11 protein-coding genes and 1 pseudogene are annotated in these 12,876 nt (G+C 64.6%); 5 read left to right on the top strand and 7 right to left on the bottom strand.

The window, feature by feature from the left end; genetic code table 11:
• From WC597_RS16715 to WC597_RS16685, 7 genes and pseudogenes are all read right to left on the bottom strand, one after another.
• Window positions 1-266, bottom strand: a pseudogene (locus WC597_RS16715) (heavy metal translocating P-type ATPase); the annotation flags it as partial.
• Between the two features lie 186 nt (window positions 267-452).
• Window positions 453-923 (bottom strand): SRPBCC family protein, encoded by a 471-nt coding sequence (locus WC597_RS16710; RefSeq protein WP_067179755.1) that lies wholly within the window; start codon window positions 921-923, stop codon window positions 453-455.
• An 81-nt stretch (window positions 924-1,004) separates the two neighbouring features.
• Window positions 1,005-1,349 (bottom strand): DUF190 domain-containing protein, encoded by a 345-nt coding sequence (locus WC597_RS16705; protein WP_067179753.1) that lies wholly within the window; start codon window positions 1,347-1,349, stop codon window positions 1,005-1,007.
• Between the two features lie 12 nt (window positions 1,350-1,361).
• Window positions 1,362-4,604: an efflux RND transporter permease subunit gene (locus tag WC597_RS16700; RefSeq protein WP_372695150.1), complete on the bottom strand. Its 3,243-nt coding sequence runs from the start codon at window positions 4,602-4,604 to the stop codon at window positions 1,362-1,364.
• Between the two features lie 3 nt (window positions 4,605-4,607).
• Complete coding sequence (locus WC597_RS16695) at window positions 4,608-5,777, bottom strand: efflux RND transporter periplasmic adaptor subunit (RefSeq protein WP_372695148.1); 1,170 nt, start codon at window positions 5,775-5,777, stop codon at window positions 4,608-4,610.
• A gap of 109 nt (window positions 5,778-5,886) precedes the next feature.
• Window positions 5,887-7,194, bottom strand: a complete 1,308-nt coding sequence (locus tag WC597_RS16690; RefSeq protein ID WP_372695146.1) for a TolC family protein — start codon at window positions 7,192-7,194, stop codon at window positions 5,887-5,889.
• 65 nt (window positions 7,195-7,259) lie between these two features.
• Window positions 7,260-7,622: a hypothetical protein gene (locus WC597_RS16685; RefSeq protein ID WP_372695144.1), complete on the bottom strand. Its 363-nt coding sequence runs from the start codon at window positions 7,620-7,622 to the stop codon at window positions 7,260-7,262.
• Window positions 7,623-7,978: 356 nt separating this feature from the next.
• Between WC597_RS16685 and WC597_RS16680 the strand changes: the two genes are divergently transcribed.
• The 5 genes from WC597_RS16680 to WC597_RS16660 all read left to right on the top strand — a co-directional run.
• On the top strand, window positions 7,979-8,443 hold the full coding sequence (locus WC597_RS16680) for a DUF3703 domain-containing protein (protein ID WP_372695142.1): 465 nt from the start codon (window positions 7,979-7,981) through the stop codon (window positions 8,441-8,443).
• Window positions 8,444-8,492: 49 nt separating this feature from the next.
• A complete protein-coding gene (locus WC597_RS16675) occupies window positions 8,493-8,831 on the top strand; it encodes a hypothetical protein (RefSeq protein ID WP_372695140.1) in 339 nt (112 codons plus the stop codon).
• Window positions 8,832-8,895: 64 nt separating this feature from the next.
• Window positions 8,896-10,131, top strand: a complete 1,236-nt coding sequence (locus tag WC597_RS16670; protein WP_067179737.1) for a TolC family protein — start codon at window positions 8,896-8,898, stop codon at window positions 10,129-10,131.
• Window positions 10,128-11,390 (top strand): efflux RND transporter periplasmic adaptor subunit, encoded by a 1,263-nt coding sequence (locus tag WC597_RS16665; RefSeq protein WP_372695138.1) that lies wholly within the window; start codon window positions 10,128-10,130, stop codon window positions 11,388-11,390. The genes WC597_RS16670 and WC597_RS16665 overlap by 4 nt, the downstream gene beginning before the upstream one ends.
• Window positions 11,391-11,407: 17 nt before the next feature.
• Window positions 11,408-12,876, top strand: a 1,469-nt coding sequence (locus WC597_RS16660; protein ID WP_372695136.1) for an efflux RND transporter permease subunit, incomplete at its 3' end; no start/stop codon positions are given.

Genomic DNA, 12,876 nt, shown 5'->3' with positions numbered 1-12,876 from the left:
TCGTCCCAGAAGAGATGCTGATATTGGCCGGTGAGCTCGGCGCCGGCGCTACGCGCCAGCTGCCGCACCCGTTCGAGCGGAAGGATATCCGGCCGATAATGAATGCAGAGCTGCGGTGGCGAGCCGTCGCTGGTGCGGATCACATGGACCTTGTCGACCCCCTCGCGTCCTTCGAGCTCACTCGTAAGGCGCGCGACGCAGCGGTCGGCAGTATCGGCGACCTCGGGGAGAAGAAGCGGAATATCGAGCCGCAGCTGATCACTCATGATGCAATCCTTTTTTCCATCTGATCCGGGAGGGTCAGGCAATGTCCGGCCCTCCCGGAAGGATGAGGTGCGGGAGTCTTGGTGGGACGCGACCCACTCCCGCACCTCCTTGACCGCCAGTGACCCTCGACCGGGTGGCGGGGGCAAGGAGCCAAGGGCTCCCGGCGGCCAAGATCTCATTGTCCCTCAAGCGCGCCGCCCGCGAGGCCGGGCGTATCGGGACTGAACCGTCGTGCGACGGAGTTGCTGTTCAAGCGCCGTGTTAGAGCGCTTGAGAAAAACGCTGCAAACCCGTCGAAGAACGGGGTATCCGAGCCACGAAAAGAGACCCGCGCATTCGATACGATGCGTAACCTCCACCCCCTGCCCAAGCTTTTCGAGCCGGTAGCTTTCCTCAATGACGAGCAGCCCGCGCGTACCTGTCCGCCACGAGAAACCGGTCAGCCAGTCGAGAGCGGTGATGCGCCCCTCGGAGGCAAATTCCGGACCCCGCTTGCCGCGCGGTGAATAGACATAGCCCAGTCGCTCGTCGTCGCCCGAGCGGTCGGTGAACCGCAGCGTCGGGTGCCAGTCGCCATATCGGTCGATATCGACGAGAAGACGCCAGACGCGACCGATCGGAACTGGCAAGCGGAGCGAGGTGCCTACCGAGAACATCGGAGACCTCCTCGCTCGCGCAAGCTGGTCCGCGACGCAGGCCGGGGGCCTGCGCCGCGGTGGAAACCGGCAAGTTGCCGGTCAGCTCTGAACATCGGGAGGCTCCGCAGCGGATTTGCCGCCGAGGATGTCGACAGCTTCGAGGGTGATGAGTCCGATATCGGGTATCTCCCCCAGTTGCGCCGCGAAATCGCGGAGCCGCTGCTCTTCGTCGATGATCTCGATCACGACCGCCCGGTCATTCTCCAGCGCGTGGCGGCGATGGAGATGCGCCGAGCGACCGAAGCCGAGCACCGCCTCAAGGACAGTTACGCCCGCGAGCTTCTGCTGCCGCGCAAGTTCCGCGATGAATTCGAAGGCTCGCCGGTCGCCGAAGAATGCGGATTCGTCAGTGTAGATGCGCAAGAGCTTGGATGCTTTTGTCATGACATTATCTCCCTATTCCGTAGCCGGCTGGGTGGCCGGCTCCGCTTTCCGCTTGAGGAACTTCGGCTGCCAGTCGGCTCCGAGTACGACCTTGGCGATCGCGGGCAGGACGAGAAGCGTCAGGATGGTCGCCGCGATGAGGCCGCCGATGACGGTAGTCGCGAGCGGCTTCTGCACTTCGGCGCCGGTTCCGGTCGCGATCGCCATCGGCACGAAGCCGATCGCGGGCACGAAACCGGTCATGATCACCGCACGCATCTTCTCGGTCATACCCTCGCGGATTGCCTCCGTGAGCGGGACATCATTCTCGAGCCGCTCGCGGATCGCCGTCATGACGACGAGACCGTTGAGCACCGCGACGCCGGCAAGGCAGATGAAGCCCACCGCCGCAGACACCGAAAAGTTGATCCCGGTAAGCGCGAGGGTGAACACCCCGCCCGCGAGGCCCAGCGGCACCGCGAGGAACACGGCGGTCGCGCGTCCGAAGGTGCCGAGCGCCATGTAGAGCAGGATGAAAATGCCCGCGAAGCAGAGCGGAACCACGATGGAAAGCCGCTTCGATGCAGCCTGCAGGCTTTCGAACTGCCCGCCCCATTCGAGATAATAGCCCGCCGGGAGCTTCACATTGGCAATCTTCGCCTGCGCTTCCGTCACGAAGGACCCCGCATCGCGGCCTTCGAGGTTCACCTGCACGACGACGCGCCGCTTGCCATTCTCGCGGCTGATCTGGTTGAGTCCTTCGGTCAGCCGGATCTGCGCCACTTGCGCGAGCGGTATCTGCCCGCGATTGCCGCCTTCCGAAGGAAGGAGGACAGGAAGCGCGCGAATATCGTCGAGATTCACGCGCGTTGCGTCTGGAACGCGCACGGTGATGTCGAAGCGCCGGTCGCCCTCATAGAGCAGGCCCGATTCGCGCCCGCCGAGCGCTGCCGACACGGTGTCGGCGACTTCCTGGACCGACAGGCCGTACCTCGCAATCGCGTTGCGATCGAGCGTTACGTCGAGCATCGGAGCCCCGCCGACCTGGTCGGCCTTGACGCTGCCCGCTCCCGGAATGCCCTGGAGCACCTTCACCATCTCGTTCGCGGCGAGCGACATCTTGTCGAGGTCGTCGCCATAGAGCTTGATCGCGACGTCGCCGCGGACACCCGCAATCAGTTCGTTGAAGCGAAGCTCGATCGGCTGACTGACCTCGTAGAGCTGACCGAGCTGGCCGCCAGCGGCCTTCTCGATGCGCTCGACGACGTCGGCCTTGGAATCGACCCCGACGGGCCATTGGTCTTGCGGTTTCAGAATGATGAAACCGTCCGAGATGTTCGGCGGCATCGGATCAGTCGCGACCTCGGCTGTACCGGTCTTCGAGAACATCAGCTCGACCTCGGGCAATTTAGAGATGGCTGTCTCGACGTTGCGCTGCATCGCAAGCGACTGTTCGAGGCTGACCGACGGCACGCGCGTCGAGGCGAGCGCCATATTCTTCTCATCGAGCTGCGGAATGAATTCCGAGCCAAGCAGGCCGAACGCCGGGATGGCGAGGAGGAAGAAAGCAAAGCCGCCGGCGATGAAAGGCCAGGGCTTGGCAATCGCCTTGTCGAGCAGCGGCAGATAGCGCTCCTTCAAGTTGCGGATTGCCCAGACTTCCTTCTCGGCAACCTTGCCGCGGATCATCAGCGCGACAAGCGCCGGAACCAGCGTGATAGCGAGAATGAAGGCGGCAACGAGCGCGAGCATGATGGTGATGGCCATCGGCGAGAAGGTCTTGCCCTCGACGCCCGTGAACATCAGCAGCGGCGCGAAGGCGAGCAGGATTATCGCCTGCCCAAAGACGGTCGGTTTGATCATCTCCTGGCTGGCGCGCATCGTCTCCTCGAGACGTTCGCGAAGATTGAGCAAACGCCCTTCATGCTCTTGCCGGTGCGCCAATCTGGCGAGGCAGTTTTCGATGATGATAACCGCGCCGTCGACGATCAGACCGAAGTCGAGCGCGCCGAGACTCATCAGGTTACCGGGCACGCGGAACGCGTTCATGCCCATCGCCATCATCAGGAAGGAGAAGGGAATGACCAGCACCGCGATGATCGCCGCGCGCCAGTTGCCGAGCAGGAAGAAGAGCGCGGCCGCCACGAGCACCGCGCCTTCGGTGAGGTTCTTTTCGACCGTGCCGACCGTTGCATTGACCAGCTTAGCGCGGTCGAGCACCACCTTCACTTCGACGCCGGGCGGCAGGGTTTTAGACACCTGCGCAATCTTAGCCGAGACGTCTTCGGCGACAGTCCGGCTGTTCTGGCCGATCAGCATCAGCACGGTGCCGATCACCGCCTCTTTGCCGTTCATGCTGCCCGCACCGGTTCTGAGGTCGCCGCCGATTTTCACATTGGCGAGCTGTCCGACCGTGACGGGCACGCCGCCGCGCGTCGCGACGACGGCGTTGCGGATTTCATCGACCGAACGGACGCGCGCATCGACGCGCACGAGATAGGCCTCGCCCGCCCGGTTATAATAGTTGGCCCCGACCGCGAGATTGGCGCGTTCGAGTGCTTCGCCGAGCTCGCTGTAGGAAATGCCGTAGCTGGTGAGCCGCGTCGGATCGGGCTCGACCACGAAGGTCTTGGCATAGCCGCCGATCGAATCGACGCCGGCGACGCCGCCGACCGACTTGAGCTGCGGGCTGACGATCCAGTCCTGGACGGTGCGAAGATAACCCGATTTGGCAATCTCGTCGGTGAGGATATCGCCCTCGGGGGTCAGGTAGCTGCCGTCGGGTTGCCAGCCGGGTTGGTCCGCGACCTTCTTGGCGCCCTTCCCGTCGGGATTTTTGTAGCCGACGGTGTACATGACGACCTCGCCGAGACCCGTGGTCACGGGACCGATCTGCGGCTGCGCCCCGTCGGGAAGATTTTCGCCCGCCTGGAGAAGCCGCTCGCCCACCTGCTGGCGCGCGAAATAGAGGTCGGTTTCATCGGTGAAGATCGCCGTCACCTGGCTGAAGCCGTTGCGCGAGATCGAGCGTGTCGTCTCGAGCCCCGGAATGCCCGCCAGCGAGATTTCGATCGGGTAGGTTACGAGCTTCTCGATTTCGACCGGCGAAAGACGCGGGTCGATCGTGTTGATTTGCACCTGCTTGTTGGTGATGTCGGGGACGGCGTCGATCGGCAGCTTGGTGAGCTGCCAGACGCCGAGCCCGGCTATCACGAGGAAGAGAAAGAGTACCGCCCAGCGCGCGCGGACGGATAGCGCCATCAGTTTCGCGATCACGGTCTATTCCTCCTCGCCCGCGCCCTTGCCGAGTTCGGCCTTGAGCAGGAATGCGTTCTTGGTCGCGACGATCTGGCCTGACTTGAGGCCGGAGAGGATCTCGACACGGCCGGCGCTGCGCTGGCCGACGGTGACCCGTTGCGCTCGGAAGCCCTGCTTCGTGCGCACGAACACCACCTCGCGGCCTTCGAGTGTCTGGAGCGCCTCGTCGGCGATCACGATCGTTGCGGGGCCAGTGGTCGCGGCGCCACCGCTCGGAAGCAGACGCACCCTGACCGCAAGCCCCGGCTGCAACGCCCCGGGCACGTCGAGCACGGCGGTTGCCGAGCGCGTGTCGCCGGACAGGCCGGGGGTCACAGCCCGCACACGGGCATCGATCGTCCGGCCATCGGGGAGCTCGATGATCGCACGGTCTCCGGGCGAGAGTCGCTGTGCATCGGCCGGGCCGACTGCGGCCTCGATCTGCACCTTGCTGGGATCGGCAACGCGGAACAATTCGGTTTCGGGTTGGACGAAGGCGCCAAGGCTGGCGTTCTCGGCCGTGATCCGTCCCGAGATCGGGCTTGCCACGATGACGCTGCTGCCATCGCGCGTCACTTGCGCGGCGCTCGCTGCCGCACGCGCGCGTTGCGCTTCGGCGGCGGCGGCCGCGGCTTCGGCTTGCGCCTGCTCATAATCGACGCGCGCCGACACTTTCTGGTCGAACAAGGTCTTCTCGCGGTGGAGATTCTTCTGCGCGAGCGTCGAGCGCGCATCGGCGGCAATCCGTTCGGCCGCAATTTGGGCGGCGTCGCGGCTTTGCACGATCGCGATCGTCTCACCGGCGCTAACCGGATCGCCGAGCCGCTTGAAGAGGCGGGTGACCGCGCCGCCCGCGCGGGCGGTGACGATCGCCTCGCCGCTCGGCGCGGCGGTAACGGTCGCCTGCGAGATGATTTCCGAGCCGAGCCCGCCAGCACCGATCGTCTCGACGCCGATTTCAGCAGCCTTGATCGCGTCCGGCGAGATGGCGAGGGTGCTCGGAAGAGCTTCGCTCGCCGCTTCCGTTTCGCCTTCGGCTGTCGGCGCGGGTGCCGGATCGGCGGTGCAGCGTGCAACGCCGAAGCCAGTAACGGCGGCGAGTAGCATCCCGCCCGCGACCGTGCCGAGGAGGCGCTTGTCCTTGGTGATCATATTCTATCTCCGCTGTTGATGCGGTTCGCACGCCGGCTGGCGGCGCACCCCTGTTGACTTGGAAAGACGGCGGCGAAGACGCCCCCGCCCACTGAAAGGGCCGGCGCGCTCATGGCTGATGATCCGCATCGCCATCGGCGGCCGCCTGACGGGACAAGATGGCGCGGGCTTCGGCGCGATCCTGGCGTGCCGCAATCAACTCCGCCTGCGTCGCCGCATATGCCTGCTGCGCGTCGATATATTCGACGAGCGAGGACTTGCCGGCGCGGTAGCTGAGCTCGGCGAGCCGGACGCCTTCGCGCGCCTGCTCGATCCCGCTGCCCTCGAGCGCCGCGAGGCGGGCCTCGGCGGCTTCGAGTTCGGCCTGCGCATTGGCAATCTCTGCCTCGGCGTTGACGACCGCATTTTCCCGCCGCGCGATGGCGGCAGCGACGTCGGACTTGGCCGCCGAGATGTTGCCGCGATTGCGATCGAAGATCGGCAGCGGCACCGAGACATTCGCAATGAGGGCACGATCGCCCGTGTCGCGAAGTTGCCGCACTCCGAAGCCAACAGACGGGTCGAGGCGACCGTCGGCGCGCTGCCCTCGGAGGCGAGCTTCGGCGATGAGGCGGTCAGTCTCGGCAAGCCGCACGTCGAGCGTAGCCAGCGAGTCCACCGAGGCAGGCATCACCCAGAGGTCCCCTTCGACCAGTTCGGCTGGCGCAACCGAACCACCAAGGAGCGCTGCCAGCGAACGGCGCGCCGTTCGCTCTTCAGCCTCGGCGGTGCGAAGTTCGGCGGTAGCTTGGACCAACGCCGCATTGGCACGGAAGGCACGTAGCGGCGGCTCATTGCCGGTGTCGACCATTGCCTGCGCGACGCGGACGAGTTCGCGCGCGCGCGTTTCATTCTCGCGCGCTAGCGCCAGGCCGTCGCGGGCCGCAAGCGCGGTCGCGAACTGGTTGCGAACCTCTAGCGCGAGATCCGCACGGGCAATTTCGAGCCGATATTGCGCGGACAGAAACTCGGCGTCGGCGAGCGTCATGCGCGCACGGCGCCGGCCGCCGATATCGAGGCGCTGGTTTACCGAAACGGTCGTTTCGAGACCGTTCAGGCCCGAATAGGGTCCGGTGCCCGCAAAATTCTCTACACCGACGTTGAGGATGGGGTTGAAGCGATAGCCCGCCTGACGCTGGCGACCGCGAGCGGCCTCCACTTCGGCTTCGGCGGCAACCACGCGCGGCGAACGCGCGTCGGCTTCCTCCATCGCCTGGGCGAGGGACAATCGAGCTGGAAGCGGGCCGGTACGTACGGCTTCGCGTGCGGAAGACGGCGGCCCCACCAGCTCCGTCGCTGCCGACTGGGCAGCGGCGGGCGCGGAATTTGCGCCTGCAACGAGCGCCGCGAGACCCGCGGCGACAACTATGGATTTCATGAAAAAGAGACTCCTGACGTTTCCAGGGAGAAGCGTACGCGAAGGGCGCGCGCGGACCTAGAGCGTCAGGCGATTGGAGGGCGGAACGTCCTGATATAGGCGACGGGTGGCAAGGCGGCCGTCAGGATGCGCGTATGCGCCTCGGGAGCAGGGGTTTCGGTCGCTGCGGACAGCGCCTCCGCCGGGACGCCAGAGTGGTGGCCATGGCAACCATGAGCAGCGGCAGGGATCTGCCGCTTTTCGCCGGGAGAGGATTTTTTCTTGTCGACCTCGGCGCTTTCGATCGCCGGTGCGGAAACGCAGCCCGCCTCGATCGCCGCCACGAAAAGGCTCGCCCCGGCCCGATCCTCGGTCGCATGTGCGAGCGACCCCGCAACCGTTCCGGATGCAAGGAGAAGGGTCAGGAGGAAGAGGATCACCCGTCGCATTGAAACCGGCCCCTAGCATCGAACCGGCGCGGTGGAAAGTAGAAGATTTTCAATCAACTTCGGCGGCACGCCCTGATCGCCCGAACCGACCCCGTAATGTTATCACATTCCTATAAGCGAACAGTGAAACCAGGCTACCTATACTTACAATGACAGCCAGTAGAGCAAGATATCGGCCCGAACAATATCGCATTAATTACAATATATTTCAGATTTTCATTCAGTCTTATTTTAGCGTAATCGCTATTCGCTTCTGCTTCGTTTGTGACAATCGGCGTTCGAGCGACGTCCTTCCCTCGACGCAAGGCGGTAGATCGGGAATCGCTCGGCAAGGCGTCGGGCTACAACATGAGGGCTTGACCCTTTATCTACTACAGGGTGCAAAAGTCTGCCGTGGGAAAAAGGGGAAAGAGAGCATCATGCCACCGACAGCAAAGCCCGTGAGCAAGGCCGTCGTCGAGCCGTTACTGCGCGATCAATATCGCCTGTTTTGCCAAGCACGCCGAATCGGAAATGAAGCCGCGGCGTGGCAGGCGCTGGAATGGGAACATATATTGAGCCAGCCCTATATGGGCGCGCATCTTGCCTCCCACTGGCACATGTTCCGTTATGCGATTGAACTCGGCGATAGCCGTGAAGCCGCCGGACAGGCGATGCGGCTTCTGCTTGTCCCACTCGGCTCGCTGACCGGCCGCCTTCCTGCGGGGAACAATGGACGCGCGCGGGTGAGCGCCTTCAATCCCATGCCGATGCCGACGAGCCTCGAAGCGTTGATCGAGACGGCGCGGTTGTCGGCCGAACGCGATGGCCGAACGGACTGATCCGGATTTGCACTTCCGGAACAAGCCATTCGCTGTTAGGGGCCCGACCATGTCCGGTGCTCCCCTTCGCCTGTTGCTAGTGTTGATCCTGCTGCTCAGCGGGCTCCACAATGCTGCACCGGCCATGGCGGGCATGACGCACCATGCAACGGATTCCCATCTTTCGCACCATGTCGAGCCGGGCCATGCGTCGGACAAGGACACGCAAAAAGGTCAGCAGGACGCGGACCTCCACGGCAGCCACCATAATTGCCCGGTCGCATCCGATCAGGCCCTTTCGGGTCATGACGATCTGTCCTGTTTTTCCGGCGGCCTGCACTTCGCGCTGCCCGCGATGCGCCTCGCTTCGCGCGCCCTCGCGCCTCCCCTGAACCCTCCCCTCGCCTGAACGACGCCTGCCGCGCGGCCCTTCCCGGCCTGCGCTCAGTCGAACCGTTCAGGAGTGATCATTTATGCATATCCATATGCGCGCCGCCCTGTTGGCCGGGGCTGCGCTGCTGGCGGGGTCCGTGTGGGCCCAGCCGCTAACGCTCGACCAGGCGGTCGAGCGGGCCATTGCCGCATCGCCCGAGCTTAGAGCGGGTGAAGCGGGGGTCGACGCCGCGCGCGCCGGCCAACTGCAAGCTCGCGTCCGACCCAATCCGACCGTGTCGGTCGACATGGAAAATGGAGTCGGGACGGGCGGCTACGGCCTGTTCCGGCAATCGGAACTCACCGTCACCTATTCGCAGCCGCTCGAACGCGGCGGAAAGCGGGAGGCGCGGATGGCGCTTGCCGAACGCGGGGTCGTTCTCGCCGAGGCGCAGTGGCGGCTCGTCCGGCTCGATATCGCCCAGGAAGTGCAGCGCGCCTATATCGACGTCCAGATCGCCGAGCAGATGGTCTGGATCGCAGAGGATCGCGTCAAACTCGAAAAGGAGATGCGCACCGAAGCGATCCGGCGCATGCGCGGCTACAAGGATCCGCTCTTCGTCGAGACCCGCGCCGATGCCCGCATTCTCGAAGCCGAGCTGGCACTGAAGGAAGCCCAAGCCAAACGGCAGTCCGCAAGAGCATTGCTCGTATCCTTCTGGGGCGGCGCTCCCGACAGCCTCGTTATCGCCGAGGGTATCGAGAAGCCCGATCCGCGCGATCCGCCGCTGGCCGAAGCCGATGCCGCGGTGTTCGACGCCGCCGTCAATCGCGCCCGGGCACAGGTTGTCGTCGAGCAAAGCCGCGCGCACCAGGACTATACGGTGTCGGGCGGCACTCGCTTCCTTCGCGAGACCAATGATGTCGCCGTTCTCGGCGGAATCTCGATCCCGCTCGGACGCTTCGACCGCAACCAGGGCAATATCGCCCGGGCGCAGGCCGAACGGCGGCAGCTCGAATTCCAGTCCGAGGCGAGCCGCCTCGAACGACTGCGGCGCCTCGCGTCGCTGCGCGCCGATGCCGACGCCGCACGGGTGCGGGCCGAGGGCATCATGAACGACGTCTATCCCAAGGCGGTGAAGACGCTCGGTCAGGTGCGCGAAGGCTATGCCCGCGGCGGCTTCCTGTTCGCCGATGTGCAGGATGCCGCCGACGTCATCATCCAGATCCAGGGTCAGTGGGCCGAGGCCATGACGCGCTACCGCGATTTGCTCGCGGAAATCGATCGCCTGACCGGCCGCTTCGATGCGGCTCCCCTTGCGGAGAATATTCCATGAAGAAGTTTCCATTTCCCGCCGCTGCAGCGGCGCTGTTCCTTGCCGTCCCGCTCGCTGCCTGCGGCGGCGGAGCCGAAGGCGAAGACAAACATGCAGAAGGTGAGAGCCACGCCGAGGGCGAAGGCGAAGAAGACGCCGAGGGCCCGAATGGCGGCAAATTGCTCAAAAATGGCGATTTCGCTGTCGAAATCACGATTTTCGAGAATGGCACCGAGCCGCAGTTCCGAGTTTTTGCGACCCGGGACGGGAAGCCGGTCGATCCCAAGGAAGTCCAGCTCGCGATCACGCTCACGCGGCTTGGCGGCGACGTCGATCGCTTCACCTTCCGCCCGCAGGGCAAGTTCCTGGCAGGGCAAGGCGTCGTTACCGAACCGCACAGCTTCGATGTCGAAGTCGTCGCGGTGACTGGCGGCAAACGCCACGTCTGGAAATATGCCAACCCTGAGGGCCGCACGCGGATCGCGGCCGACGCCGCCAAGGCCGGCGGCATCGAGACCGCCGTCGTCGGACCGGCGACGGTCGGCGAGAGGCGCGAACTCTATGGCACTGTCCAATTGTCGCCAACGGCCCGTTCCGAAATTCGCGGTCAATTCCCCGGCCGCGTCGTCTCGGTCACAAAGGCGGTGGGCGACACGGTTCGCCGCGGCGAACTTCTCGCACGCATTGAATCGAGCGAAAGCCTCCAGGTCTATCCGGTGCATGCGACGGTCGGCGGGGTCGTTGCCGAGCGCAACGCCAATCCCGGCGACGTCACCGACGGGCGCGCGCTCTATGTGGTGACCGATCCGGCGCAGACCACCGTCGTCTTCAATATCTTCCCCCGCGACCTCGCGATTATTCGTCCGGGCATGCGAGTGACCGTGGAGACGCAGGACGGCGCCGAGATCGCGACCGCACCGCTCGGACAGTTCCTGCCCGACGGCAACGCCGAGGCCGGCACTGCGCTGATCCGCGCGACGATCCCGAACCGTTCGGGGACCCTGCGGCCCGGCATGGCGCTGCGGGGCCGCGTGATGGTCAATCCCGTCACGGTGCCGCTCGCGGTACGGACCGAGGCAATCCAACCCTTCCGCGACTTCAAGGTGGTCTATGCCAATTTCGGACAGGACTATGAGGTCCGGATGCTGAAGCTCGGCCGCACGTCACCCGAATGGACCGAGGTCCTGTCGGGCATCAAGCCCGGCACCACCTATGTCACCAAGGGCAGTTTCCTCGTTCGCGCCGACATCGAAAAGTCCGGCGCGAGCCACGACCATTGATCGGGGAGCAGGATAATATGCTAGCCAGAACCATAGGCTTTTCGATCCGGCAGCGATGGCTCGTCCTCGCGGTGGCCGCGCTCCTGTGCGCGATCGGCGCGTGGAGCGCGACCAAATTGCCCATCGATGCCGTTCCCGACATCACCAACGTCCAGGTCCAGATCAACACCAAGGCCGAAGGTTATTCGCCGCTCGAGTCCGAGCAACGCATCACCTATCCGATCGAGACCGCGATCGCGGGTATTCCGAGCCTCAGCTACACCAGGTCGATCTCGCGCTACGGCCTGAGCCAGGTCACCGTCGTCTTCGAGGACGGAACCGATATCTATTTCGCGCGCCAGCAGGTCAACGAGCGGCTCCAGGCCGCAAAGGGGCAGCTGCCGCCCGGTATGGCGCCCGAAATGGGGCCGATTTCCACCGGCCTCGGCGAGATCTTCATGTTCTCGATCGAAGCCGAACCGGGCGCACGAAAGCCGGATGGCACGCCCTACACGGCGGAAGACCTCCGAACGATGTCCGACTGGGTCATCCGGCCGCAGATGCGCACGATCCCGGGGGTCGCCGAGATCAACACGATCGGCGGCTATGCCCGCCAGTATCATGTGACGCCGAACCCGGCCTCGCTCGCATCGCTCAACCTCTCGCTCAATGATGTCGTCACCGCGCTGGAGGCCAATAATGCCAACCGCGGCGCCGGTTATGTCGAGCGCAGCGGCGAACAGATACTGATCCGCGTGCCGGGTCAGGCAAATAATGAGCGCGATCTGTCGCAGATCATCGTCACCACCCGCGGCGGCGTTCCTATCCGGATCGCCGACGTCGCCGATGTCGCGATCGGTTCGGGCCTTCGCACGGGCGCGGCGACCGAAAATGGCAAGGAAGTCGTTCTTGCAACGGTCTCCATGCTGATCGGCGAGAATCCGAGGGTCGTCGCGCAAGCCTCGGCCGAACGCCTCGTCGAAGCCTCGCGTGCCTTGCCGAAGGGCGTCGTTGCGAAGCCGCTATACGATCGCACCGCGCTCGTCGAACGGACTATTTCGACCGTGCAGAAGAACCTCGCCGAGGGCGCGCTTCTCGTTATTGTGATCCTGTTCCTTCTTCTCGGCAATTTCCGGGCGGCGCTGATCACGGCGGCGGTCATTCCGGTCGCGATGCTGATGACGCTGACGGGCATGCTCCAGACGCGGACATCGGCGAACCTGATGAGCCTCGGGGCGCTCGACTTCGGCCTCATCGTCGACGGGGCCGTCATCATCGTCGAAAATTGTCTCCGCAGGCTTGGCGAGGCGCAACATCGGCTCGGGCGCCTGCTCGATCGCGACGAACGCTTCGGCCTCGTCGCCTCGGCCAGTGCCGAGGTGATCAAGCCGAGCATCTTCGGCATCATCATCATCACCGCCGTTTATCTGCCCATCTTCGCGCTCGAGGGCGTCGAAGGCAAAACCTTCCATCCGATGGCGATCACGGTCGTGCTCGCGCTTACCGC

Source organism: Brevundimonas sp. (assembly GCF_041648115.1).
GTDB lineage: Bacteria > Pseudomonadota > Alphaproteobacteria > Caulobacterales > Caulobacteraceae > Brevundimonas.
Note: the sequence above shows the minus strand (reverse complement) of the source record. Positions and strands in the feature narration are given on the sequence as shown.

Excerpts from the sequence above, each read along its gene's own strand:
- WC597_RS16710 (WP_067179755.1), bottom strand. The coding sequence starts at position 923 with ATGTTCTCGGTAGGCACCTCGCTCCGCTTGCCAGTTCCGATCGGTCGC.
- WC597_RS16705 (WP_067179753.1), bottom strand. The coding sequence starts at position 1,349 with ATGACAAAAGCATCCAAGCTCTTGCGCATCTACACTGACGAATCCGCA.
- WC597_RS16695 (WP_372695148.1), bottom strand. The coding sequence starts at position 5,777 with ATGATCACCAAGGACAAGCGCCTCCTCGGCACGGTCGCGGGCGGGATG.
- WC597_RS16690 (WP_372695146.1), bottom strand. The coding sequence starts at position 7,194 with ATGAAATCCATAGTTGTCGCCGCGGGTCTCGCGGCGCTCGTTGCAGGC.
- WC597_RS16685 (WP_372695144.1), bottom strand. The coding sequence starts at position 7,622 with ATGCGACGGGTGATCCTCTTCCTCCTGACCCTTCTCCTTGCATCCGGA.
- WC597_RS16675 (WP_372695140.1), top strand. The coding sequence starts at position 8,493 with ATGTCCGGTGCTCCCCTTCGCCTGTTGCTAGTGTTGATCCTGCTGCTC.
- WC597_RS16670 (WP_067179737.1), top strand. The coding sequence starts at position 8,896 with ATGCATATCCATATGCGCGCCGCCCTGTTGGCCGGGGCTGCGCTGCTG.
- WC597_RS16665 (WP_372695138.1), top strand. The coding sequence starts at position 10,128 with ATGAAGAAGTTTCCATTTCCCGCCGCTGCAGCGGCGCTGTTCCTTGCC.